This window comes from Pseudonocardia oroxyli (assembly GCF_900102195.1).
In the GTDB taxonomy this organism is placed as follows: Bacteria; Actinomycetota; Actinomycetes; order Mycobacteriales; family Pseudonocardiaceae; genus Pseudonocardia; species Pseudonocardia oroxyli.
On sequence record NZ_FNBE01000004.1, the window covers coordinates 202,369 to 224,903 of the forward strand.

Genomic DNA, 22,535 nt, shown 5'->3' on the forward strand with positions numbered 1-22,535 from the left:
GATCACAGCGCGAGGGTGTCGGGTCGGGAACATTCGCGGACACGAGACGGAGGTCACACTCCGTGCGCGGGTACTCACGCAACACGACGAGCCCGGCCCCTACCAGGGGGGTTCCGGGCTCCGCCGACCTGTGAGTGGCGATAGTCGCCGGAGCGACTATCGCCACTCACGGGTCACTTCTTGCGGCCGCCGACGGTGGCCTTGAGGTAGTCGTGGTTGAGCTGGGAGATCACGTCGAGCGGGATCTCCTTCGGGCAGGCCGTGGCGCACGCGCCGGTGTTGGTGCAGCCGCCGAAGCCGGCGTCGTCGTGCGTCTCGACCATGTTCACCACGCGCTCCCAGCGCTCCGGCTGACCCTGCGGCATCTCGCCGAGGTGGGTCAGCTTGGCGCCGAGGAACAGCGACGCGGAGCCGTTGGGGCAGGCCGCCACGCACGCACCGCAGCCGATGCAGGCCGCCGCGGAGAACGACCGCTCCGCCGCCGCCTTGGGCACCGGGGTGGAGTGCGCCTCGGGGGCCGAGCCGGTGTTCGCCGAGATGTAGCCGCCGGCCTGGATGATCTTGTCGAACGCGCCGCGGTCGACGACCAGGTCCTTGATCACCGGGAACGCGCCCGCCCGGAAGGGCTCGACGGTGATCGTGTCGCCGTCGTTGAACTTCCGCATGTGCAGCTGGCAGGTCGTGGTGGACCGCTCGGGGCCGTGCGGCTGCCCGTCGATCACCATCGAGCACATGCCGCAGATGCCCTCACGGCAGTCGTGGTCGAACGCCACGGGCTCCTCGCCCGAGAGGATCAGCTTCTCGTTCAGCACGTCGATGAGCTCGAGGAACGACATGTCCTCCGACGCGTCCTCGACGGTGTAGTCGACCATGCGGCCCTTGTCGACCGGGTCCTTCTGGCGCCAGACGCGCAGGTTGACCTTCACTTGTAGCTCCGCTGGGTCGGGTGGACGTACTCGAAGTTCAGCTCTTCCTTGTGCAGCACCGGGGCCGAGCCCGCACCCGTGTACTCCCAGGCCCCCGCGTAGGCGAAGTTCTCGTCGTCACGCTGCGCCTCGCCGTCCTCGGTCTGGCTCTCGGCGCGGAAGTGGCCGCCGCAGGACTCCCTGCGGTGCAGGGCGTCCAGGCACATGAGCTCGCCGAGCTCGATGAAGTCGGCGACCCGGCCGGCCTTCTCGAGGCTCTGGTTGAGCTCCGCCCCCGTGCCGGGGACCTTGACGTTGTTCCAGAACTCGCGGCGCAGCTCGGCGAGGAGGTCGATGGCCTTGAGCAGGCCCTCCTCGGTGCGCTCCATGCCGCAGTAGTCCCACATGATGTGGCCGAGCTCGCGGTGGAACGAGTCGACGGTCCGGTTGCCGTTGATCGACAGCAGCTTCTCGATGCGACCCTGGACGGCCGCCTCGGCCTCGACGACCTCGGGGGCGTCCGGCCCGACCTCCGGCAGCTTGTTCGACGCCAGGTAGTCGCCGATCGTGACCGGCAGGACGAAGTAGCCGTCGGACAGGCCCTGCATCAGCGCCGAGGCACCCAGGCGGTTCGCGCCGTGGTCGGAGAAGTTGGCCTCGCCCGCGACGTAGAGCCCGGGGATGGTGCTCTGCAGGTCGTAGTCGACCCACAGCCCGCCCATCGTGTAGTGCACGGCGGGGAAGATGCGCATCGGCATCTCGTACGGGTCCTCGCCCGTGATCCGCTCGTACATCTCGAAGAGGTTGCCGTACTTGGCCTCGACGGCCTTGCGGCCCAGGCGCTGGATAGCGTCGTCGAAGTCGAGGTACACCCCGAGACCCGACGGGCCGACCCCGCGCTTCTCGTCGCAGACCTCCTTGGCCGCCCGGGACGCGATGTCCCGCGGGACCAGGTTGCCGAAGCTCGGGTACTTGCGCTCGAGGAAGTAGTCGCGCTCGGAGTGCGGGATGTCCTTCGGCTTGCGGGTGTCACCCAGCTGCTTCGGGACCCACACGCGGCCGTCGTTGCGCAGCGACTCCGACATCAGGGTCAGCTTCGACTGGTGGTCGCCGGAGACCGGGATGCAGGTGGGGTGGATCTGGGTGAAGCACGGGTTCGCGAACAGGGCGCCCTTGCGGTGCGCGCGCCAGTTCGCGGTGACGTTGCAGCCCTTGGCGTTCGTCGACAGGTAGAAGACGTTGCCGTAGCCGCCGGTGGCCAGGACCACGGCGTCGGCCAGGTGCGAGGAGATCTCGCCGGTGACCATGTCCCGGACCACGACGCCGCGCGCCCGGCCCTCGACCAGGATCAGCTCCAGCATCTCGTGGCGCTGGTACATGTTCACGGTGCCGGCGTGGATCTGGCGCTCGAGGGCCTGGTACGCGCCGAGCAGCAGCTGCTGGCCCGTCTGCCCCCGGGCGTAGAAGGTGCGGGAGACCTGCACGCCACCGAACGAGCGGGTGTCGAGCAGACCGCCGTACTCGCGGGCGAACGGGACGCCCTGCGCCACGCACTGGTCGATGATCTGCCGGGAGATCTCGGCGAGGCGGTGCACGTTCGACTCGCGGGCGCGGAAGTCGCCGCCCTTCACCGTGTCGTAGAACAGCCGGTAGACGCTGTCGCCGTCGTTGCGGTAGTTCTTCGCCGCGTTGATGCCGCCCTGCGCCGCGATCGAGTGCGCCCGGCGCGGGCTGTCCTGGTAGCAGAAGCTCGTGACGTGGTAGCCGGCCTCGCCCAGGGTCGCCGCCGCCGCGCCGCCCGCCAGGCCGGTGCCCACGACGATGATCTTGACCTTGCGCTTGTTGGCCGGGTTGACCAGCTTGACGCCGAACTTGCGGCGCTCCCACCGGGTCTCGATGGGACCGTCGGGGGCGGCCTTGTCGACGACCGGTGCGCCGACGGTGTAGTCCGAGTAGCTCATGTCAGATCCATCCGAACGTGGCGGAGATCGGGACGATCAGGAACCCCACGATCAGCACGGTGCTGAACACCGTGGCGATCGCCTTGAGCGTCTTCTCGCGGCGGTTGCTGTTCCAGCCCAGGGTCTGGATCGCGCTCCACAGACCATGGCGCAGGTGGAACCAGATCGCGAGCAGCGCGATCACGTAGAAGAGGGTGACGTACCAGCGGTCCGGCGCGAAGCCGGCCGTGATGTTCTCGTAGGGCTTGAGGTGCGCACCGACCGGGTTCGCGACGCCGACCGTGAGGTCGAGGATGTGGTAGATCACGAACAGCAGGACGATGACGCCGCCCCAGCGCATCGTGCGCGTGGTGTAGCTGCCCTTGACCTTGTTGCCCGCCGCGTACTTGACCGGCCGGGCCCGCTTGGCCCGCAGGGCCAGCAGGGTCGCCGCCCAGATGTGCCCGATCACCGAGGCCAGCAGGGCGATGCGCACCACCCAGACGAAGCCCTCCCAGCCGAGCACGGGCTCGAGCAGGGTCCGGAGCCACTCCGCGTAGCCGTTGATCGCCGTGGGCCCCCAGAAGATCTGGAGGTTGCCGATCATGTGCACCACGAGGTAGGCCACGAGCACGAAACCGCTCAGGGCCATCACGAACTTGAGAAGGACCGCCGGGATCAACGGCCGCTTGGGCCGTGCCGGGGTCGCGGAGGCTTTCGCCGAGCCTCCCGTAGACACCTGTGTCGCCACGGCGCCCAGTGCACTACTCAGGGGGGATGCCGTCCAATGCATGAGGGCGCCATGATCTATGCACGTAAGCTATACGCGTGACACTTCAGCAGCTCGCGTACTTCGTCGCGGTCGCCGACGTGCGCAGCTTCACTCGGGCGGCCGACGTGGTGGGTGTTGCGCAGCCCACACTGTCTCGCCAGCTCAGGGCGTTGGAAGACGATCTCGGGGCGCCGTTGGTCAACCGCGGGAAGATCGTCTCGCTGACGCCCGCGGGCGAGGCCGTCCTCCCCCTGGCCCGCCGGATGCTCGCCGACATGGACACCGCCCGCACGGCGGTCGCCGAGCTCGCGGGCCTGCGGACGGGTCGCGTGCGGGTCGGCGCCACCCCGTCGATGTGCATCGGGCTGCTCGCGGACGTGCTCCGGCTCTTCCACGAACGACACCCCGAGATCCACCTCGAGCTCGCCGAGAACGGCTCGCAGTCCCTCGTCCGCGACCTCGCCCGCGGCGCCCTGGACGTGGCGCTGGTGATCGTGCCGCCGTCCGGCGTCGACCCCGCGCTGCACACCCTGCCGCTGCTGCGGGAGCGGCTGTCGGTGGCCTCGCCGCGGTCGGGGCGGCCGCCGTCCTCCCGGGGGTCGATGACGGTCACCGAGCTGTCCCGGCGCTCGCTGGTGATGGTCCGGCAGGGCTACGACCTGCGAGAGGTGACGCTGGAGGCCTACCGGGAGGCCGGCGTCACACCGAAGTTCGCCGTGGAGGGCGGCGAGATGGACGCGGTGTTGCGCCTGGTCGAGGCGGGGACCGGCGTGGCCGTGGTGCCGGACCTGGTGTTCGCGGGGCGCCCCCGGCTGCGCCGCACGGTGCTCACCCCGCCGCTCTACCGCACCGTCGCCCTCGCCCGCCGCACGCACATCGCCCCCACCCACGCCGCCCAGGCCTTCATCGACGTGCTGCTGAACTTCGTCAGCACCGTCGACGCGACCGGCGGCCTCTCCGCGGACGTCCAGGTCCTGCATCGCCCCGAGCAGTGATCACCAGGTGCTGAAGGTTGGGAGCGCAGGCACAACCGACCCTGAGCGCCTGACGATCTTCACCTGCCGTGATCAACAGGCGCTCAGGGTCGGCGGGGCGGGTGCGCTCGACCCTGGGCACCTGATGATCTTCGCCTGGTGTGATCATCAGGCGCGGAGGGTTCGTGCTGGTCAGGGGCGGTCGCGGGTGAGGGACTCCCGCAGGCGGGTCAGGGTCTGGTCGGCGGCGACCACGCGCTGCTCGTCGCGAGCCGACACCGCGAGGAGGAGGGCGTCGGCGAGGACGCCCGCCGTGAGGGTCTCGCCGGTGAGGTCGCCGGTGCCGTGCGCGGCGGGCAGCGTGACGTCCGCCGGGAGCTGCAGCGAGTCCGTGACCAGCAGGGAGCTCGCCCCGGTGGCGCGGGCGTGCTGCAGGACCACCTCCGCGTCGACCGTGCGGCGGCCCGGCAGGAACAACACCACGGCCGTGCCGGGGCGCAGGCCCATGAGGTCGTCGGCGAGCCGGAAGCCGGAGGCTCCGGTGGCGCGGGCCCGGCGACCGACGCGGGTGAGCCGCAGCGCCAGCGAGCGCGCGAGCAGCTCGGACGGGCCGATGCCGTACGCCACGACCTCCTCCGCCGCGACCAGCAGCTCGACGGCCGCCTCGAAGGCCCGCGCGTCGACCGCCGCGGCCGTGCGGGCGAGCCGGTCCGCGGCGTCGGCGAAGACCTGCGCCAGCACGCCCTCCGGGGTGGCGGTCGCGGCGGCGCGGGCGAGGACCGCCGGACCCGTCACTCCCACGACGTGATCGGTGAGGCTCTCCCGCAGGTCGGGCAGGCCGTCGTAGCCGAGCTTGCGGGCGGTGCGCACCACCGTCGCGTCGCTGGTCCCGGCGGCCTCGGCGATCTGCCCGGCGGTGCTGAAGATGGCCTGTCGCGGGGCCCCGAGCAGATGGTCCACCACGCGCTGCTCCGCCGCGGTCAGCCGCACCGCCCGGATCCGCTCCAGGAGCGTTGTCGTCGCCACTACAGGAACTGTAGTGTTCGCGACATGACGACGGCGCTCGACTCGCGGGGACCCTCCCCGCTCTTCGCCGCCCAGGTCGACCGCCGGTTCTCCTACTTCCTCTACGTCCCGGCCGAACCCCGACACGTCGTGGTGGTCGTCCACGGCACGCAGCGGATGGCCGAGCGCTACCGGGACGCCTACCGCGGGTTCGCCGAGGAGCACGACTGCCTCGTCGTCGCGCCGCTGTTCCCCGCCGGGGCCGACGAGCCCGGCGACCTCTCCGGCTACAAGCGCCTCGCCTTCCGCGGCACCCGCTACGACCTCGTCCTGCTCGCGATGCTCGAGGAGATCGGCGTCGGCGGGCGGCGGTTCCACCTGCACGGCTTCTCCGGCGGCGGCCAGTTCGCCCACCGGTTCGCGCTGCTGCACGCGGAGCGGCTCGCCTCGGTGTCGATCGGCGCGCCCGGTCGGATCACCCGGATCGACCCGGACACGCCCTGGTGGCTCGGCACCGCCGACGTCCTCGAGCGGTTCGGGCGCCCGGTCGACGTCGACGGGCTGCGCCGCGTGCCGGTCCAGATGGTGGTCGGCGCCGCGGACACCGACACCCGGGAGATCGCCGAACCCGGGCTCGACGCCGGCGGCGACACCCGCATCGACCGGCTGCGGTCGCTGCGGGCGAACTTCGAGGCCCACGGCATCGGCGTCGACTTCGCGGTGATCCCGGGCATCGGCCACCGCGGGTTGCAGGTCCAACCCGAGGTCCACCGGTTCTTCGCCGCCCGGCTGCGCGGCGGCTGAACCCCGCTCCACCCCGTTCCCCCGGACGACGCCACCACCCACCACCTCCCCATCCCCTGGAGAGGTCCCATGTCCCCACTCCCCCGCCACCCGGCGTCCCCCCGGACGCCCTGGCGCACCCGCACCGCACTCCTGTTCCTGATCACCGCGCTCACGGCCGGGTGCGCGGCACCCGCCGTGTCCGGATCGGGAAACACCGACGTCGCGACCGGCGGCGCCCGGTTCTCCACGGCCGACGCCGCGACCGCGGCCCTCGGCGCGGACGTCGGGCCCGGCGTCTTCCCCCGGACGATCACGCACTCCGCCGGGCAGACCCGACTCGACGCCAAGCCCACACGCGTGGTCGTCCTGGACACCGGCGAGCTCGACGACGTGCTCGCACTCGGGATCACGCCGGTGGGCGTCGCCAGCCCGGACGGGAAGGTCTCGCCCTACCTGGAGCCGCGGATCCCCGGCGTGACCCGACTCGGACCGCTGGACCCGCTGAACCTCGAAGGCGTCGCGGCGCTGCAGCCGGACCTGATCCTCGGCAGTGCGCTGCGCGTCGAACAGCTCTACCCGCAGCTCACGGCCATCGCGCCGACCGTGCTCAGCATCCGGCCCGGGTTCCCGTGGAAGGAGAACCTGCGGCTCGTCGGTGCCGCGCTCGGCGAGGAGGACAAGGCCGTCGAGCTGCTGAACGCGTACCAGACCAAGGCGGACGCGGTGCGCGAGCGGCTCGCGGGCGCCCCGCCCACGATCTCGCTGGTCCGGTTCATGCCCGGGCGGCTGCGGCTCTACGGCAACCTGTCGTTCATCGGCGTGATCCTCGAGGATGTGGGGCTCCCCCGCCCCCCGACGCAGGACTTCGACGAGCTCGCCACCGAGGTCTCCGAGGAACGCATCGACCAGGCCGCGGGCGACCGGATCTTCTACTCCAGCTACGGGGACCCGCAGACCACCGGCCAGGACGCCGTGGTGAACGGTGCGCTGTGGGCGCGCATCCCCGCGGTAGCGGCCGGGCACGCCCAGCAGGTCGACGACACGGTCTGGTTCCTGGGCCTCGGCCCGCTCGGCGCCGACCTGGTCCTAGACGACCTCACCCGGCTCCTCGGCTGAGGAGGGCGCGGGGCCTTCGCTGCTCGACCCCTTGACGCTTGGGACGCCCAAGCATCACGCCCGCGCCCCCGGCCCCTGATGCTTGGGACGCCCAAGCACCACCCAGCGACGCTTGGGACGCCCAAGCACCACATTGCGCCCCGGCCCCTTGACGCTCGGGACGCCCAAGCACCGCCCAGTGACGCTTGGGACGCCCAAGCGTCAAGGGGCTGCCCCGGGGCCCCGACGGCGGGGTTCAGATGTCTGCGGCGGGGCCGAGCTCGTCCTCGTCCGCCCCGTGTTCGGCGAGGGCGGTGCGGACCACGCTGTAGGCGATGCTCGACGGGTATCCCTTGCGCGCCAGCATGCCGACCAGGCGCTGGCCGACCTTGCGGCGCTCCTCGGGGCCGTCCACCCGGGCGGTGCGGAGCTTGCGGTCGACCAGCTCGCGGGCGCGGAGCGCCTCGGCCTCGTCGTCCACCTCGGTGAGCGCCTCGTCCGCCACCTCCCGGTCGACGCCCTTGCGGCGCAGCTCCTGGGCGATCGCGCGGCGGCCGAGACCGCGGTGGCGGTGCCGGGAGCGCACCCACGCGCTGGCGAAGGCCTCGTCGTCGATCAGGCCGACCTCGTCGAAGCGCTCCAGGACCCGCTCGACGATCTCGTCCGCGACGCCCTTCTGCTTCAGCTTCACGCCCAGTTCGTGCTTGCTGCGGGCCCGGTCGGTCAGCAGCCGCAGGCACATCTCCTTGGCCGCGGCCTCCTGCTCCTCCGGGCTGCGGGTGTCCTCGGCCGGCTCCTGCGGGCGCTCCCGCCGCGAGCGGGCGCGACCCCGGCCGCGCTCACGGGTGGGCCGCTCCGGGTCCGTTCCGACGGCGGTGAACTCCCCCGCCTCCCAGGCCGCGGACTCGGTGTCCAGCGCCGGCGCGTCGTCCGAGCTGCGACGCGACCGGGACGACCCGGCGCGGCCGCCCGACGGCGCCTCACGACCCGAGCCCCGCCCGCGCGGCGACCGCCCGAAGCGCAGGTCCTCCATCGTGAGCCGGGGAGCCCCCTCCGCCGGCGCGGCGAGCCCGCCCAGCTCGGCGGGCGGCTGCCGGTCCGGCGCCGCCAGCTCGCCGAACTCGACGAGCATCGGGGCGCGCGGACCGGCAGGCTCCGCTGCTGTTCGGTCCGCTGCTGCCGAGTCCTGTCCTGCCGGGTCCCGGGGCGCCCCGTCCGCAGGCGCCGCAGCCGGGGCGAGGTCGCCGAAGTCCGCGACCGCGGCGGGGCCCGATTGCGTGCGCTCCGCCGGTCCCCCACCCTCGTCGGCGGGCTCGTCGGTCGGGTCGTCGAACGACGCCACCGCCACCTCCGCACGGGCGGAGGGGGCGAGGTCGTCCATCGACAGGCGCCGCCCGGAGGCGGGGGTCGTGCCCGAGCCCACCGTCAGAAGTCGACCGGGGCGGGCAGCGGCTCGACCTTGTCGACGTCCGCGTCGAGCACTGCGCCGATGCCGAGCTTCTCCTTGATCCGCTTCTCCACCTCGGCGGCGATGTCCGGGTTCTCCTTGAGGAACTTCCGGGCGTTCTCCTTGCCCTGCCCCATCTGGTCGCCCTCGTAGGTGTACCAGGCACCGGACTTGCGGATGATCCCCTGCTCGACGCCCACGTCGATCAGCGAGCCCTCGCGGCTGATCCCGACGCCGTACAGCACGTCGAACTCCGCCTGCTTGAACGGCGGGGCCACCTTGTTCTTGACGACCTTGACCCGGGTGCGGCTGCCGACCATGTCGGTGCCGTCCTTCAGGGTCTCGATGCGGCGGATGTCCAGGCGGACGGACGCGTAGAACTTCAGCGCCTTGCCGCCGGTCGTGGTCTCCGGGGACCCGAACATCACGCCGATCTTCTCGCGCAGCTGGTTGATGAAGATCGCGGTGGTGCCGGACTGGCTCAGCGCACCGGTGATCTTCCGCAGCGCCTGGCTCATCAGCCGGGCCTGCAGGCCGACGTGGCTGTCGCCCATCTCGCCCTCGATCTCGGCGCGGGGCACGAGCGCGGCCACCGAGTCGATGACGATGATGTCCAGCGCGCCGGAGCGGATCAGCATGTCCGCGATCTCCAGCGCCTGCTCACCGGTGTCCGGCTGCGAGACCAGCAGCGCGTCGGTGTCGACGCCGAGCGCCTTCGCGTACTCCGGGTCCAGCGCGTGCTCCGCGTCGATGAACGCGGCGGTGCCGCCCGCGGCCTGCGCGCTGGCCACCGCGTGCAGCGCGACCGTGGTCTTACCGCTGGACTCCGGCCCGTAGATCTCCACGACCCGGCCGCGGGGCAGCCCGCCGACACCGAGCGCCACGTCCAGCGCGATCGACCCGGTGGGGATCACGCCGATCGGCGGCCGGGTGTCGTCGCCGAGGCGCATGACCGAACCCTTGCCGTGGTTCTTCTCGATCTGGGCGAGGGCGAGCTGGAGCGCCTTCTCGCGGTCGGGAGTGCTCATCTGACTACCTCGCTCGGTGCGGGACGGGGCCGGGGTGGATGTGTTCGACGTCTTCCGGGGAGCCACGGAGGAACCGTATTGGAGCCCACCGACAGTTCTCACACTCACGCCCCCGCTGTGGACGGCCGGGGCCGGGTGTGGACAACACCGTAGCCGAACGCCTGTTCGAAGCGAACCCGACACGCCGATCGGCTACCCTGCCGCGCCCAGCGGCCGGAAGGGCACCCTCGACGTCACGAGAACCGGATCGAGAGCCGGGTCAGTCGTCCCGGCCCAGCCGCCGGGCGGGCGGCACGTCGTAGGCCACGCAGATGACCTCCCAGACGCGCTTCGGGTCGATCCCCGCCGCGATCGCCTGGTCGGCCGTCCGCCCGCCGAGCTCGGAGAACACGTGGTCGCGGGCGAGCGAACCCGCCCGCATCTCGCCGAACTCGTCGTGCATCAGGGTCCGGAACTGGCTCAGTCGCACGGCCCCAGCGTACGGACCTCGGCACACGGGCTCACCGCGCACGGCGGCGGAACAGAAGCCCCGCGGCCACCGCCCCCAGCACCCCGAACCCACCCCACCAGGCCACCGTGAGCCAGGCCGAGGACCCGACCGGCGTCCCGAGCAGCAGCGCCCGCACCGACTCGATCAGCGGCGTCATCGGCTGGTGCGCCGCGAACCCGCGCAGCACCGCGGGCATGGTCTCCGGCGGCACGAAACCGCTGCTCACGTACGGGAGGAAGAGCAGTACGAAGGACAGCCCGCCCGCCGCCTCGGCCGAGGACACGAGCAGCCCGAACGCCGCCGACAGCGCCGACACCCCGGCCATGAACAGCACCAGCAGACCCAGCACGGCGAGCCAGTCCGGCAGCGACGCCACCGGCCGGAACCCGAGCGCGACCGCCACGGCGACGACCACGGCCGTGGAGACGACGTTCCGCACCACGGAGGCGACCACGTGCCCCGCCAGCACCGCCGAGCCCACGACCGGCAGCGACCGCAGCCGGTCGATCACCCCGGTCGTCATGTCCTGGTTGACCGCGACCGCGGTCGACGCCGTGCCGAAGGCCGCGCACAGCACGATCACCCCGGGCACGACGTAGGTGAGGTACTCACCGCCCCGGTCGATCGCGCCGCCGAAGACGAACACGAACACGCAGAGGATCAGCAGGGGCAGCACGATCGCCGAGATCGTGGCGTCGACGCTGCGCGCGGAGTGCCGCAGGCTGCGCCCGAGCAGGACGGCGACGTCGAGCAGCGGGCCGGGGGTCTTCGAGTAGGCGCTCATGCGGTCACCTGCAGGAACACGTCGTCGAGGGTCGGGCGGTGCACGGCGACCCGCAGCACCGGCACCCCGGCCACCACCTCCAGGACCTCGCGGACCCCGGCGGCCGTGCCGTCGGTGCGCACGTGCAGCGAGAGCCCGTCGACCCGGCCGCCGACCAGCAGCGCGGAGGCCGCGGCGAGCGCCGCCTCGTCCGGCAGCACCAGCTCGACGGTCTCGCCGCCGATGAGCGCCTTGAGCTGGTCGGCGGTGCCCGCGGCGGCGATCCGACCGTCGGCGAGGACCGAGATCGTGTCCGCCAGCCGGTCGGCCTCCTCCAGGTACTGCGTGGTCAGCAGCACGGTGACGCCCGAGGCCGCGAGCTCCGCCACCGTGTCCCAGACGTCGCGCCGGGAACGGGGGTCGAGGCCGGTCGTGGGCTCGTCGAGGAACAGGACGACGGGGTCGTCGACCAGCCCGAGGGCGATGTCGAGCCGCCGCGCCATGCCCCCGGAGTAGGTCGACACCCTCCGGTCGGCCGCCTCGACCAGGTCGAACCGCTCGAGCAGGGCCTGTGCCCGTTCTCGGGCGACCGCCTTGGTGAGGTGCCGCAGCCGCCCCATCATCACGAGGTTCTCCCGGCCGGTCAGCACCTCGTCGACGGTCGCGTGCTGGCCGGTGAGGCTGATCCGGCGGCGGACCTCGGCGGGCGCGCCGACGACGTCCACCCCTGCGACCACCACGCGGCCCGCGTCCGGGCGCAGCAGTGTGGAGAGGATCTTCACAGTGGTCGTCTTGCCCGCCCCGTTCGGCCCGAGCAGGGCGGCGACGGTGCCCGGCGCCACCTGCAGCTCGATCCCCGCCAGGACCGGGCGGTCCCCGAAGGACTTCCGCAGCCCCTCGACCTCGATTGTGTATGCCATACACACGAGTATATGCCATACACACGTCGTAGGATCGAGTCGATGGACGCCCTGGAAGCCGTCTGGACGGCCAGGCCCGACGACCGCGAAGGTCTGTCGTTGGGCCGGATCGTCGCGGCCGCGATCGCCCTGGCCGACGCCGAGGGGCTCGCCGCCGTGTCGATGGCCAGGATCGCCAAGGCCCTCGGCTTCACGACGATGTCGCTCTACCGGCACGTCGGGAGCAAGGAGGAGCTGCTCCTGCACATGCAGGACGCCGCGGTCGGCCCGCCGCCCGAACGCGACGCCGACCCGGACGAGGACTGGCGCCCGACCGTCGAACGCTGGGCCTGGGGCACCTGCGCGCGCATGCGCGCCCACCCGTGGATCCTGCAGACCCTGCCCGTCCTGGGTCCGCCCGCGACGCCCCACCAGCTCACCTGGCTCGAGCACGGGCTGCGCGCGCTGCGCGCCACGCCGCTGTCCGAGCCGGAGAAGCTGCAGGTCATCCTGCTGGTCAACGCGCACGTCTTCGGCGACGTGATCTTCGCGGGCGCCGAGGTCGCGGACGACGACAGCTACGAGCGGCTGTTCACCACCCACCTGGACCCGGCCCGGTTCCCGGCGCTGATCGCCGCCTTCGCCGGGGGCGCGTTCGCCGAGGCCGACGATCCCGAGCGGGACCGGGACAGCCGGTTCGCGTTCGGGCTGACCCGCATCCTCGACGGCGTCGAGCAGCTGATCGGGTCGCGGTGATCGAGCAGGTGTGGGCCGAGCTGGGCGGCGATCCCGCCGCGCCGAGCCGCCTGACGACCACGGGACCCGACCGGACGCTCGGCAGCCGGTTCCCGGTCACCGCGTTCGGCACCGCGGCGATCGGCGCCGCCCTGCTCGCGGCGTCCGACCGGCCCGTCGCGATCGACACCCGCCAGGCCGCGGTCGTCCTGCGCAGTGAACGCCACCTGCGCAAGGTCGGGGTCACGCCCGGGAGCCTGTTCGACCCGCTCTCGGCCTTCCACCGCACCGCGGACGGCTGGATCCGGCTGCACGCCAACTACCCGTGGCACGCGGAGGCGGCCCGGCGGGTCCTCGGCCTGACCGCGGACGCCGGGCTCGACGAGGTCCGCGCCGCGATCGGGACCTGGGAGAAGGTGCCACTGGAGACCGCCCTGCACGAGGCGGGCGGGGTCGCGGCCGCCACCCGCACGGAGGCGGAGTGGGCGGAGTCGGACGCCGGGGCCGCGGCCGGGGCCCTGCCCCTCGTCGAGCGGCGGGTCGTCGGCGAGGCCGCACCCCGGCCGTCTGGCAGGCTGCGGGTGCTCGACCTGACCCGGGTGATCGCCGGGCCGGTCGCCACCCGCACCCTCGCGGCGCACGGCGCGGACGTGCTGCGGATCGACCCGCCGCACCGCCCGGAGATCGAGGTCCAGGCCTGGGAGACGCTGCCGGGCAAGCGGTCCGCGGTGGCCGAGCTTCCCCTGGAGGACCTGGTCGCGGGGGCCGACGTGCTGGTCACCGGCTACCGGCCGGGGTCCCTGGACCGCTTCGGGCTGACCCCCGAGGACCTGGCGGAGCGGCATCCGGGGCTCGTGGTCCTCACGCTGTCGGCGTGGGGCCACACCGGGCCCTGGGCCCGGCGGCGCGGGTTCGACTCGCTCGTCCAGTCCGCGTGCGGCATCGCGCTGGTGGAGGGGGATCCGGGAGCCCTGCCCGCGCAGGTGCTCGACCACGCGACGGGCTACCTGGGCGCGGCGGGCGCCCTGCTCGCCGTCGCCGCCCAGCGGCGGTCCGGCGGCACGCACCACGTCCGGCTCGCCCTGGCCGGCACCGCCGCCCACCTGCAGCGCCTGCCGCGCACCGACCCGGACGCGGTCGACGTGGACCCCGCACCGTGGTTGGAGTCGCTGGGGCCGTTCACGATCGCCTCCCCGCCCGGCACGGTCGACGGGCGGCGGCTGCACTGGCCGTCGGAGCCGGACTACGGCGGCGCGACGCCCACGTGGCTACCCTGACCGGTATGTCCGATCCCACCGGCCTGTCCTCCCCGCTCGGTCAGGCGGTGGTGCTGCTCATGCTGCTCGCCTCGCTCACGCTGCTGATCCGCTGGTGGGTGCAGAACCGCAGACGGTGAGGGCCGCGCGTCTGGCCCGCGCCGGGGCGTCCGGCACGCCGCCCGCCGTGGCCAGGACGGTCGCCCCCTCGAAGAGCAGGTGCAGCTGCTCGCCGACCGGTTCCGGGAGCCCCTCGGCCACGGCGCGCGCCACCAGCCACGCCTGCATCTCCGCCTTCTGCGCGCGGATCTCCGCCTCCGCGGGGTGCCCCGTGCCCCCGACCTCGGCGTAGGCGTTCACGAACGCGCAGCCGCGGTCCTGGTCGCGCAGCCAGTCGGCCAGGACGTCGAACACGTCGACCAGCGGACGGCCGGTCATGCGGTCGCGCAGGAACTCCTGCCAGACCCCGCGCCGCCGCTCGAGGTACACCGCGACCAGCGCGTCCTTGGAGCCGAAGCGGTCGTAGAGCGTCTTCTTCGTGACGCCCGCGGTCTCGGCGATCAGGTCGACGCCCACCGCGCGGATCCCCTGCCGGTAGAACAGCCTGCTCGCCGCGGCGATCAGCCGCTCGCCCGCCGGGGTGGTCTCCATACACTGCGAGTATACCGACCGGTGTGGTTACGTGCACGGCATGCCCATTCTGTTCGTGCTCTTCTGGAGCTCGGGGTTCGTCGGGGCCGAGCTGGGGACCGGGTATGCGCCGGTGGACACGCTGCTGGCCTGGCGGTACCTGATCGCGGCCGCGCTGCTGTGGGGCGCCGTGCTGGTGGTGCGGCGGCCGATCCCCCGCGGCGCGGTCCGGCGGCAGGCCCTCCTGGGCACCCTGGGTCAGGCGCTCTACCTCGGCGGGGTCGTCACGGGCGTCGCGCTGGGGGTCCCCGCGGGCACGGCGGCCCTGGTCGCCGCGCTGCAGCCGCTGGTCGTCGCGGTGGCCGGGCCGCTGGTCGGCGAGCACACGACCCTCCGCCAACGGATCGGGCTGGGCGCCGGGCTCGTCGGGGTGACCCTGGTCGTGGCCGGGGACCTGGGACCGGGGACGGCGCCGTGGTGGGCCTTCCTGCTGCCGTTCGGCGGCACGCTGGCGCTGTCCGCGGGGACGCTGCTGGAGCGGCGGTGGAACCCGCCGGAGACGCCGCTGGTCGCGATGGCCCTGCAGGTGACGGCCGCCGCAGCGCTGTTCTGGCCGGTCACCGGGCTGCTCGGGCAGGCGGCTCCCCCCGCCGACCCGGGGTTCTGGGGCGCGCTCGCGTGGGTCGTCCTGCTCTCGACCTTCGGCGGCTACGGCACGTACCTGCTGGTCCTGCGCAGGCACAGCGCCACGCGGGTCTCGGTGCTGCTCTACCTGACCCCGCCGGTGACCATGGTCGGGGCCTACCTGATGTTCGGCGAGGCGCCGGGGGTCTGGGCGGTCCCGGGGGTGGCGCTGGCGGCGGTGGGTGTCTGGCTCGTGCTCGGTCGACGGGAAACTGTCGGGGGTCGACGGCATAGTGGTCGGGGTGAGCGCACTGGACGGTTTCTCCCCCGCCACCCGGGGCTGGTTCCGGGGCGCCTTCGCCGCGCCCACGGCCGCCCAGGAGGGCGCGTGGAGTGCCGCGCAGGCGGGGCGCAACGCGCTGGTCGTGGCGCCGACCGGGTCGGGTAAGACCCTCGCCGCCTTCCTCTGGGCACTCGACCGGCTGGCGTCCTCACCCCCCGCACCGACGAAGCAGCGCTGCCGGATCCTCTACGTCTCGCCGCTGAAGGCCCTGGCGGTGGACGTGCAGCGCAACCTGCGCGCGCCGCTCACCGGCATCCGGCAGGAGTCGGTGCGGCTCGGCGGCACCGCGCCGGACATCACCGTCGGCATGCGGACCGGGGACACCCCGGCGGACGAGCGGCGGCAGTTCGCCCGCACCCCGCCGGACGTGCTGGTCACCACCCCGGAGTCGCTGTTCCTGCTGCTCACCTCCGCCGCGCGGGAGTCGCTGCGCGGGGTGGAGACGGTCATCCTCGACGAGGTGCACGCCGTCGCGGGCACCAAGCGCGGCGCGCACCTGGCCGTCTCCCTCGAGCGGCTGGACGAGCTGCTCGACCGGCCCGCCCAGCGGATCGGGCTGTCGGCCACGGTGCGCCCGCTGGACGAGGTGTCCACCTTCCTGTCCGGGGCGCGCCCGGTCGAGATCGTGCAGCCGAAGACTCCCAAGACGATCGAGGTGCGGGTCGAGGTGCCCGTGCCGGACCTGGCCGCGCTGGGCGAGCTGCCCCAGCCGGGCAGTGCGGACGAGGAGGTCGTCGGGTCGGCGGCCGGGGGCGCACAGCGGCCCTCCATCTGGCCCGCGGTGGAGCGGCGGCTGCTGGAGCTCGTCCGGGAGCACCGGTCCACGATCGTCTTCGCCAACTCCCGGCGGCTGGCCGAGCGGCTCACCGCGAAGCTGAACGAGCTGGCGGCGGAGGAGGCGGAGGAGGCGGCCGAGGAGCGTGCGGGACGGCCCCCCGGAGCCGTCGATCTCGACCGGTTCCCGGCGGAGGCCGTCGGCCAGTCAGGGGTCGGTGGGGGCGCTCCCCCGGTCGTCGCGAAGGCCCACCACGGGTCCATGTCGCGCGAGCAGCGCACCCTGGTCGAGGAGGAGCTCAAGTCGGGGCGGCTGCCTTGCGTGGTCGCCACGTCCAGCCTCGAGCTGGGCATCGACATGGGCGCGGTGGACCTCGTGGTGCAGGTCGAGGCGCCGCCGTCGGTGTCCTCGGGGCTCCAGCGGGTCGGCCGCGCCGGGCACCAGGTCGGCGCGGTCTCCCAGGGCGTGGTGTTCCCCAAGTTCCGCGGAGACCTGGTCTCCTGCGCGGTGGTGGCCGAGCGGATGACCGGCGGCGCCATCGAGTCGATGCGCTACCCGCGCAACCCGCTGGACGTGCTGGCCCAGCAGATCGTGGCGATGGTCGCCCTGGAACCGTGGCAGCTGGCGGACCTCGCCGCGGTGATCCGGCGGGCGGCGCCGTTCGCGGCGCTGCCGGACTCCGCCCTGCACTCGGTGCTGGACATGCTCGCGGGCCGCTACCCGTCGGAGGAGTTCGGCGAGCTGCGGGCCCGGATCACCTGGGACCGGGTCACCGACGAGCTCAAGGGCCGCCCCGGCGCCCAGCGGCTGGCGGTCACCTCCGGCGGCACGATCCCCGACCGCGGCCTGTTCACCGTCATGACTCCCGGCGGTGCGGACGGGGCGGGCTCGCGCGTCGGCGAGCTGGACGAGGAGATGGTCTACGAGTCGCGGGTGGGCGACACGTTCCTGCTCGGCACGTCGAGCTGGCGGGTGGAGGACATCACGCACGACCGCGTGATCGTCACCCCCGCGCCGGGCGAGCCCGCGCGCATGCCCTTCTGGAAGGGCGAGTCGATCGGCCGCCCGCTCGAGCTGGGGCGCGCGATCGGCGCGTTCGTCCGGGAGATGGCGGGCCTGTCGGACGCCGAGGCCCGGGCCCGCGCCGCGGCGGCGGGCCTGGACGAGTGGGCGATCGACAACCTGGTCGCCTACCTGCGCGAACAGCAGGAGGCCACCCGCCACGTCCCGAGCGACCGCACGATCCTGGTGGAGCGCTTCCGAGACGAGCTGGGCGACTGGCGGCTCGTGGTGCACTCCCCCTTCGGCGCGCAGGTCAACGGACCGTGGGCGCTCGCCATCGCGGCCCGGATGCGGGAGCGGCGCGGCGTCGAGGTGCAGGCGGCGGGCGCGGACGACGGGATCGTCCTGCGGCTGCCGGACGCGCTGGACGAGGCGGGCACCGAGATCATGCCCTCCGCGGAGGACGTGCTGCTCGAGCCCGGCGAGGTCGAGCAGATCGTGGTCGGCGAGCTGGGCGGGTCGTCGCTGTTCGCGTCCCGCTTCCGCGAGTGCGCCGCCCGGGCCCTGCTGCTCCCCCGCCGCGACCCCAAGCGGCGCAGCCCGTTGTGGCAGCAGCGGCAGCGGTCGGCCCAGCTGCTGGCGGTCGCGGGCAAGTACGAGCAGTTCCCGATCACCCTCGAAGCCATGCGGGAGTGCGTGCAGGACGTCTACGACCTGCCGGGCCTGCGGGATCTCATGGCGGACGTGCAGTCCCGCAAGGTCAAGGTCGTCGAGCTGCAGACGCCGCAGCCCTCGCCCTTCGCCCGGAGCCTGCTGTTCGGCTACATCGGGATGTTCCTCTACGAGCTCGACGCGCCGCTGGCCGAGCGGCGGGCGGCGGCGTTGTCGCTGGACTCCACGCTGCTCGCCGAGCTGCTGGGCTCGGAGGCCATCCGCGAGCTCCTCGATCCCGAGGTGCTCGCCGAGGTCGAGGCCTCCCTGCAGCGCACGGCGCCGGACCGGCACGCGAAGGACGTCGAGGGGGCGGCCGACCTGCTGCGCTTCATCGGGGACCTCTCGGTGGCGGACGGGCGCGCCCGCGGCGTCGACCCGGCGTGGCTCGCCGAGCTGGAGGCCCAGCGCCGCGCCATCCGGGTCCGCATCGCGGGCGAGGAGCGCTTCGTCGCGATCGAGGACGCGGGCCGGGTACGGGACGCGCTCGGCGCCCCGCTGCCCGTCGGCGTGCCCGAGACGTTCACCGAGCCGGTGCCCGATCCCCTCGGTGACCTGGTGCTCCGCTACGCCCGCACGCACGGTCCGTTCACCGCCGCCGAGTGCGCCGCGCGGTTCGGTCTCGGCGTCGCCGTGGTCGCGGGCGTGGTGGACCGGCTCACCGGGCTCGGCCGGGTGGTGAAGGGCGAGCTGCGCCCGCAGGCCGCCGGGGGCGCGGACGGCGTGGTCGAGTACTGCGACGCGGAGGTGCTGCGGCGGTTGCGGCGGGCCTCGCTCGCGCGGCTGCGGGCCGAGGTCGAGCCCGTGGAGCAGCGCGCGCTGGGGCGGTTCCTGCCGGCGTGGCAGGGCGTGCAGACCGGCTCGGCGGAGCGGCCGGAACGGCGCGGCCGCATGCGGCGGGCACCCGGCGCGGAGGACGTGCTCGGCGTGGTCGAGCAGCTGGCGGGGGCGCCGCTGCCCGCCAGCGCGCTCGAGTCGCTGATCCTGCCCGCCCGGCTGCCGGGCTACACCCCGGCCCTGCTGGACGAGCTGACCGCGGCGGGCGAGGTCACCTGGACCGGCTGCGGGCCGCTCGCCGGCAGCGACGGCTGGCTCGCGGTGGCCCCCGCGGACGTGGCGGACCTGCTGCTGCCCGAGCCCGACCCGGAGATCGCGGGCACCCCGCTGCACCGGGCCCTGCTCGCCGCGCTCGGCAAGCCCGTCCTGGAGGAGCCCGCGGTGGGCGGCGGGGCGCTGTTCTTCCGCGGGCTGGCGGACCTGGCGGGACAGGGTCTCGTGGCGCAGGGCGAGGAGGCCCCGACGGACGAGGCCGTGGTCACCGCGATCTGGGACCTCGTGTGGGCCGGGCTGCTCACCAACGACACCCTCGGCCCGCTGCGTGCCCGGCTGAGCGGGGGCGGGTCCCGGCGGGGTGGGCCCGCGCACCGCACCCGCCGCACCGCGGGCCGCGGCCGGTACGCCCAGCTCCGTGCGGGCAGGCCGCAGCTGCCCAGCCGCACCGGGCCGCCCTCCGTCGGGGGTCGGTGGGCCCTCGCCGTGGACCGCGAGGCGGACGCCACCCGGCGCGCCCACGCGAAGGCCGAGGCGTTCCTGGAGCGCCACGGCGTGCTCACCCGGGGCGCGCTGGGCACCGAGCGCGTGTCCGGCGGGTTCGCCGGGGTCTACAAGGTGCTGCGAGCGATGGAGGACTCCGGGCGGGTGCGCCGCGGGTACGTCGTCGAGGGGTTGGGTGCGGCGCAGTTCGCGGTCCCCGGTGCCATCGACCGGGTGCGGGCGCTGTCGAACCCGGACGTGGGGGCCTCCCCGGTCGAGCAGCAACCCGGCGAGGGCAGGCTGTCCCGGGTCGTGCTCGCGGCGGCCGATCCCGCGCAGCCCTACGGCGCGGCCCTCCCCTGGCCCGCCACGGTCGGAGACGCCAAGCACCGCCCGGCCCGCAAGGCGGGCGCGCTGGTGGTGCTGGTCGACGGGGCACCGGCGCTGTACGTCGAGCGCGGCGGCAAATCCCTGCTGTCCTTCACCACCGACCAGGACGAGCTGAGCGCGGCCGCCCAGGCGCTGGCAGGCGCCGTGCACGAGGGCTGGCTCGGCTCCCTGGCCGTCGAGCGGGCGGACGGCGGCGGCGCACTGGGCTCCGAGCTGGCGGAGGTGCTGACCGAGGCGGGCTTCCGCGTCACCCCGAAGGGCCTGCGCCTGAGGGCCTGAGCGCCGCGTGGGCGTCCCACGCGTCAAGGGGCGCGGTCGGCGCGTGCCGCTTGGGCGTCCCACGCGTCAGGGGGGTCGGGTGGCGGCGTGACGCTTGGGCGTCCCAAGCGTCACTGAGCGACGCTTGGGCGTCCCACGCGTCAGGGGGCCGGGTGGCGGCGCGACGCTTGGGCGTCCCAAGCGTCACTGAGCGACGCTTGGGCGTCCCACGCGTCAGAGGGCCGGGTGGCGGCGCGACGCTTGGGCGTCCCAAGCGTCACTGAGCGACGCTTGGGCGTCCCACGCGTCAAAGGGCCGGGTGGCGGCGCGACGCTCGGGCGTCCCAAGCGTCAGGGGCCCAGCTCAGGGTGCTGAGCCGCCGCTCGCGCTCGGCCTACGGGTGCCGGGCGCGCACCTGGCCTCGGTGCTCAGGGGCCCGTCTGCCACTGGGCCCAGCTGAGCTCCCAGTCGCCGTAGGTGTCGTAGACCGGGAGGGGCGGGCCCCCGGAGTTCGTGATCTCGACGACGTCCCCGATGCCGAAGTGGTCGAAGAACCACTGGGCGTCGGCGGGCGCGAGGTTCACGCAGCCGTGCGAGACGTTCTCGTTGCCCTGCTGCCCGACCGACCACGGGGCGGAGTGCACGAACTCGCCGTCGTTGGAGATGCGCAGGTCCAGGTCGACCTTCTCCTTGTAGTAGCCGGGCTGACCGGCGCAGACGCCGTAGGTGCAGGAGTCCATGACGATCGACGGCTGCTTGTCGGAGATCACGTGCGGGCCGGTGTGCGATGGGAACCCGGGCGCCCCGAGGCTGATGTTCATGGTCTTGACCAGGGCGCCGTTGTCGAAGATCTGCATCTGCTCGGTGGCGCCGTCGGCCTTGGCGACCCAGGCGTCGTGCACCGTCAGCTTCAGGGTGCGGTCGGTGGAGCCGTAGACGCCGTCCCCGAGGTCGACGCCGAACATCGCGGCCTTCAGCGTGATCGTGGTGCCCGCCTGCCAGTACTGCGCGGCCCGGTAGTGCACCTCGGTGTCCGAGATCCAGTACCAGGCCCCGACCTGGACGGGGCTGGTGGTGACCGTGAGCGCCTTCTCGGCGGCGGCGCGGTCGGTGATCGGGTGGTCGAAGCGCACGACCAGCGGCTGGCCGACACCCACCGACGGGACGGAGTTCGGCGCGGGCACGAACGACGGGTAGGCCTGGGCCTTCGGCGCGATCGTCGTGACCGTGGCATCGGTGTGGCCGGGCGCGCGGTCGCGGTCGAGGGTGTCCACACCCACGGCGTACGTCGTCGCGTAGGCGAGCTCGCCGGTGGAGGTCCACGTCCGGCCGTCCGGCGCGAGGGTGCCCTCGACGGCCTTGCCCTTCGGGTCCGTGACCCGCACGGCCTGCGCGGTGCCGTCGGCGACGGTCACGGTGATCGGCGTCGTCGGGTTCAGGTCCGACGCCGGGGTCACGTGCACGATCGGCGTGGGCGCGTGGTCCGGCGCGGCGGGCTCGGCGACGGGCACGAGCCCGTCCGATCCGAGCACCCCGGCGACCGCGGGCGAGCGCACCCCGACGAGCACGCCCAACCCGAGCACGACCGCCACCACCAGACCGAGCACCGCCCGCATCCGCTTCCGCCCCTCCCGTCGACCGAGGATCATCATGCTCCCCGCGCGCGGCGCGCCTGCGGCGGTACGCGAACGTCCGTTTCGCGTGTTTCCGCAGGTCGGACAGACCGGACAGACCCCGCTATCCGACCGCGGTGACCAGATCCGCGAACGAGGTCTGCAGCGCCGTGAGGTCCGGGCCGCAGGCGTCCGGGCCGCCCGCCGGGGCCCCGCCGTTCCCGACGCACGAGTCCTGGGCGAGGCGGTTCACGGCCGCGTCGACCGCGTCCGCCGCGCGGGTCAGCGCGTCCGGCGACGCGACCGACCCGCTCTCGGCCCGCGCCGCCGGCACCACGTTCTGGACCTCGCGCACGAACCGCCCGCAGTTCGGGTAGGCCTGCGCGCCGGGCTGCGTCACGCACTCGTCCGACGACAGCGCGGCCAGCTTGGTGCGCAGGGCGGGCAGCGTGGCACTCGGCCCACCGCCCGAGCTCGCGGTGTGCGTGGTCGCCGCCCCGCACCCGCCGAGCAGGGCGAGGGCGAGCACGAGGACGAGCACGCGGACGGTTCGCACGCGGC

Annotated in this window: 18 protein-coding genes and 1 pseudogene; 7 read left to right on the forward strand and 12 right to left on the reverse strand. The window is 73.7% G+C overall.

The genetic code is table 11. The features are described 5' to 3' along the window. Positions 1-173: 173 nt before the first annotated feature. Genes BLS43_RS07980 through BLS43_RS07990 form a run of 3 tightly spaced genes read right to left on the reverse strand, consistent with a single transcriptional unit; the run spans position 174 to position 3,497 of the window. Entirely contained in the window at positions 174-926 is a 753-nt protein-coding gene (locus BLS43_RS07980) for a succinate dehydrogenase/fumarate reductase iron-sulfur subunit (RefSeq protein ID WP_093079070.1), read from the reverse strand. Next, positions 923-2,866 (reverse strand): fumarate reductase/succinate dehydrogenase flavoprotein subunit, encoded by a 1,944-nt coding sequence (locus tag BLS43_RS07985; RefSeq protein WP_093079073.1) that lies wholly within the window; start codon positions 2,864-2,866, stop codon positions 923-925. The genes BLS43_RS07980 and BLS43_RS07985 overlap by 4 nt, the downstream gene beginning before the upstream one ends. Before the next feature lies 1 nt (position 2,867). Next, on the reverse strand, positions 2,868-3,497 hold the full coding sequence (locus BLS43_RS07990; RefSeq protein ID WP_093079076.1) for a succinate dehydrogenase cytochrome b subunit: 630 nt from the start codon (positions 3,495-3,497) through the stop codon (positions 2,868-2,870). A gap of 176 nt (positions 3,498-3,673) precedes the next feature. Between BLS43_RS07990 and BLS43_RS07995 the strand changes: the two genes are divergently transcribed. Next, entirely contained in the window at positions 3,674-4,612 is a 939-nt protein-coding gene (locus BLS43_RS07995) for a LysR family transcriptional regulator (protein WP_093079079.1), read from the forward strand. A gap of 171 nt (positions 4,613-4,783) precedes the next feature. Here the strand turns inward: BLS43_RS07995 and BLS43_RS08000 are convergent, their stop codons facing one another. Beyond that, positions 4,784-5,617 (reverse strand): MurR/RpiR family transcriptional regulator, encoded by an 834-nt coding sequence (locus tag BLS43_RS08000; RefSeq protein WP_176921222.1) that lies wholly within the window; start codon positions 5,615-5,617, stop codon positions 4,784-4,786. Positions 5,618-5,641: 24 nt separating this feature from the next. Between BLS43_RS08000 and BLS43_RS08005 the strand changes: the two genes are divergently transcribed. Together BLS43_RS08005 and BLS43_RS08010 are read left to right on the forward strand one after the other, a co-directional pair. Next, the gene (locus BLS43_RS08005; protein ID WP_093079085.1) at positions 5,642-6,400 is read left to right on the forward strand and encodes an alpha/beta hydrolase family protein; all 759 of its coding nucleotides are present in this window, start codon (positions 5,642-5,644) and stop codon (positions 6,398-6,400) included. Between the two features lie 69 nt (positions 6,401-6,469). Then, the gene (locus BLS43_RS08010; RefSeq protein ID WP_093079088.1) at positions 6,470-7,498 is read left to right on the forward strand and encodes an ABC transporter substrate-binding protein; all 1,029 of its coding nucleotides are present in this window, start codon (positions 6,470-6,472) and stop codon (positions 7,496-7,498) included. 235 nt (positions 7,499-7,733) lie between these two features. Here BLS43_RS08010 and BLS43_RS31855 read toward each other — a convergent pair whose 3' ends face one another. From BLS43_RS31855 to BLS43_RS08035, 5 genes are all read right to left on the reverse strand, one after another. Next, on the reverse strand, positions 7,734-8,900 hold the full coding sequence (locus BLS43_RS31855; protein WP_342741144.1) for a regulatory protein RecX: 1,167 nt from the start codon (positions 8,898-8,900) through the stop codon (positions 7,734-7,736). Positions 8,901-8,902: 2 nt separating this feature from the next. Beyond that, positions 8,903-9,952: a recombinase RecA gene (recA, locus tag BLS43_RS08020; protein WP_093079091.1), complete on the reverse strand. Its 1,050-nt coding sequence runs from the start codon at positions 9,950-9,952 to the stop codon at positions 8,903-8,905. Positions 9,953-10,211: 259 nt separating this feature from the next. Further along, on the reverse strand, positions 10,212-10,421 hold the full coding sequence (locus BLS43_RS08025) for a DUF3046 domain-containing protein (protein ID WP_093079094.1): 210 nt from the start codon (positions 10,419-10,421) through the stop codon (positions 10,212-10,214). Positions 10,422-10,452: 31 nt separating this feature from the next. Next, complete coding sequence (locus tag BLS43_RS08030) at positions 10,453-11,226, reverse strand: ABC transporter permease (protein WP_093079097.1); 774 nt, start codon at positions 11,224-11,226, stop codon at positions 10,453-10,455. Continuing rightward, the gene (locus BLS43_RS08035; protein ID WP_093079100.1) at positions 11,223-12,125 is read right to left on the reverse strand and encodes an ATP-binding cassette domain-containing protein; all 903 of its coding nucleotides are present in this window, start codon (positions 12,123-12,125) and stop codon (positions 11,223-11,225) included. The genes BLS43_RS08030 and BLS43_RS08035 overlap by 4 nt, the downstream gene beginning before the upstream one ends. 42 nt (positions 12,126-12,167) lie before the next feature. On the opposite strand from BLS43_RS08035, the gene BLS43_RS08040 reads away from it, so the two are divergent. Continuing rightward, positions 12,168-12,860 (forward strand): TetR/AcrR family transcriptional regulator, encoded by a 693-nt coding sequence (locus BLS43_RS08040; protein ID WP_176921223.1) that lies wholly within the window; start codon positions 12,168-12,170, stop codon positions 12,858-12,860. After that, complete coding sequence (locus BLS43_RS08045; protein ID WP_218129748.1) at positions 12,857-14,116, forward strand: CoA transferase; 1,260 nt, start codon at positions 12,857-12,859, stop codon at positions 14,114-14,116. Before BLS43_RS08040 ends, BLS43_RS08045 begins: the two co-directional genes overlap by 4 nt. A gap of 75 nt (positions 14,117-14,191) precedes the next feature. On the opposite strand, the gene BLS43_RS08050 is transcribed toward BLS43_RS08045, so the two are convergent. After that, on the reverse strand, positions 14,192-14,746 hold the full coding sequence (locus BLS43_RS08050) for a TetR/AcrR family transcriptional regulator (RefSeq protein WP_093079106.1): 555 nt from the start codon (positions 14,744-14,746) through the stop codon (positions 14,192-14,194). 40 nt (positions 14,747-14,786) lie between these two features. Here BLS43_RS08050 and BLS43_RS08055 point away from each other — a divergent pair. Continuing rightward, positions 14,787-15,596, forward strand: a pseudogene (locus BLS43_RS08055) (DMT family transporter); the annotation flags it as partial. A gap of 46 nt (positions 15,597-15,642) precedes the next feature. Then, positions 15,643-20,382: an ATP-dependent helicase gene (locus BLS43_RS08060; protein ID WP_425438529.1), complete on the forward strand. Its 4,740-nt coding sequence runs from the start codon at positions 15,643-15,645 to the stop codon at positions 20,380-20,382. Between the two features lie 407 nt (positions 20,383-20,789). Here the strand turns inward: BLS43_RS08060 and BLS43_RS08065 are convergent, their stop codons facing one another. Together BLS43_RS08065 and BLS43_RS08070 are read right to left on the reverse strand one after the other, a co-directional pair. Continuing rightward, positions 20,790-22,013: a L,D-transpeptidase gene (locus tag BLS43_RS08065; protein WP_245707369.1), complete on the reverse strand. Its 1,224-nt coding sequence runs from the start codon at positions 22,011-22,013 to the stop codon at positions 20,790-20,792. A gap of 85 nt (positions 22,014-22,098) precedes the next feature. Then, entirely contained in the window at positions 22,099-22,530 is a 432-nt protein-coding gene (locus BLS43_RS08070) for a hypothetical protein (protein WP_143029972.1), read from the reverse strand. Positions 22,531-22,535 lie beyond the last annotated feature (5 nt).

What these genes read in the sequence shown, in the direction of transcription:
- BLS43_RS08030 (WP_093079097.1), bottom strand. Translation starts at nt 11,226, where the DNA reads ATGAGCGCCTACTCGAAGACCCCCGGCCCGCTGCTCGACGTCGCCGTC.
- BLS43_RS08065 (WP_245707369.1), bottom strand. Translation starts at nt 22,013, where the DNA reads ATGATGATCCTCGGTCGACGGGAGGGGCGGAAGCGGATGCGGGCGGTG.
- BLS43_RS08040 (WP_176921223.1), top strand. Translation starts at nt 12,168, where the DNA reads ATGGACGCCCTGGAAGCCGTCTGGACGGCCAGGCCCGACGACCGCGAA.
- BLS43_RS08005 (WP_093079085.1), top strand. Translation starts at nt 5,642, where the DNA reads ATGACGACGGCGCTCGACTCGCGGGGACCCTCCCCGCTCTTCGCCGCC.
- BLS43_RS08050 (WP_093079106.1), bottom strand. Translation starts at nt 14,746, where the DNA reads ATGGAGACCACCCCGGCGGGCGAGCGGCTGATCGCCGCGGCGAGCAGG.
- BLS43_RS07990 (WP_093079076.1), bottom strand. Translation starts at nt 3,497, where the DNA reads ATGGCCCTGAGCGGTTTCGTGCTCGTGGCCTACCTCGTGGTGCACATG.
- BLS43_RS08010 (WP_093079088.1), top strand. Translation starts at nt 6,470, where the DNA reads ATGTCCCCACTCCCCCGCCACCCGGCGTCCCCCCGGACGCCCTGGCGC.
- BLS43_RS08035 (WP_093079100.1), bottom strand. Translation starts at nt 12,125, where the DNA reads ATGGCATACACAATCGAGGTCGAGGGGCTGCGGAAGTCCTTCGGGGAC.
- BLS43_RS07985 (WP_093079073.1), bottom strand. Translation starts at nt 2,866, where the DNA reads ATGAGCTACTCGGACTACACCGTCGGCGCACCGGTCGTCGACAAGGCC.
- recA (WP_093079091.1), bottom strand. Translation starts at nt 9,952, where the DNA reads ATGAGCACTCCCGACCGCGAGAAGGCGCTCCAGCTCGCCCTCGCCCAG.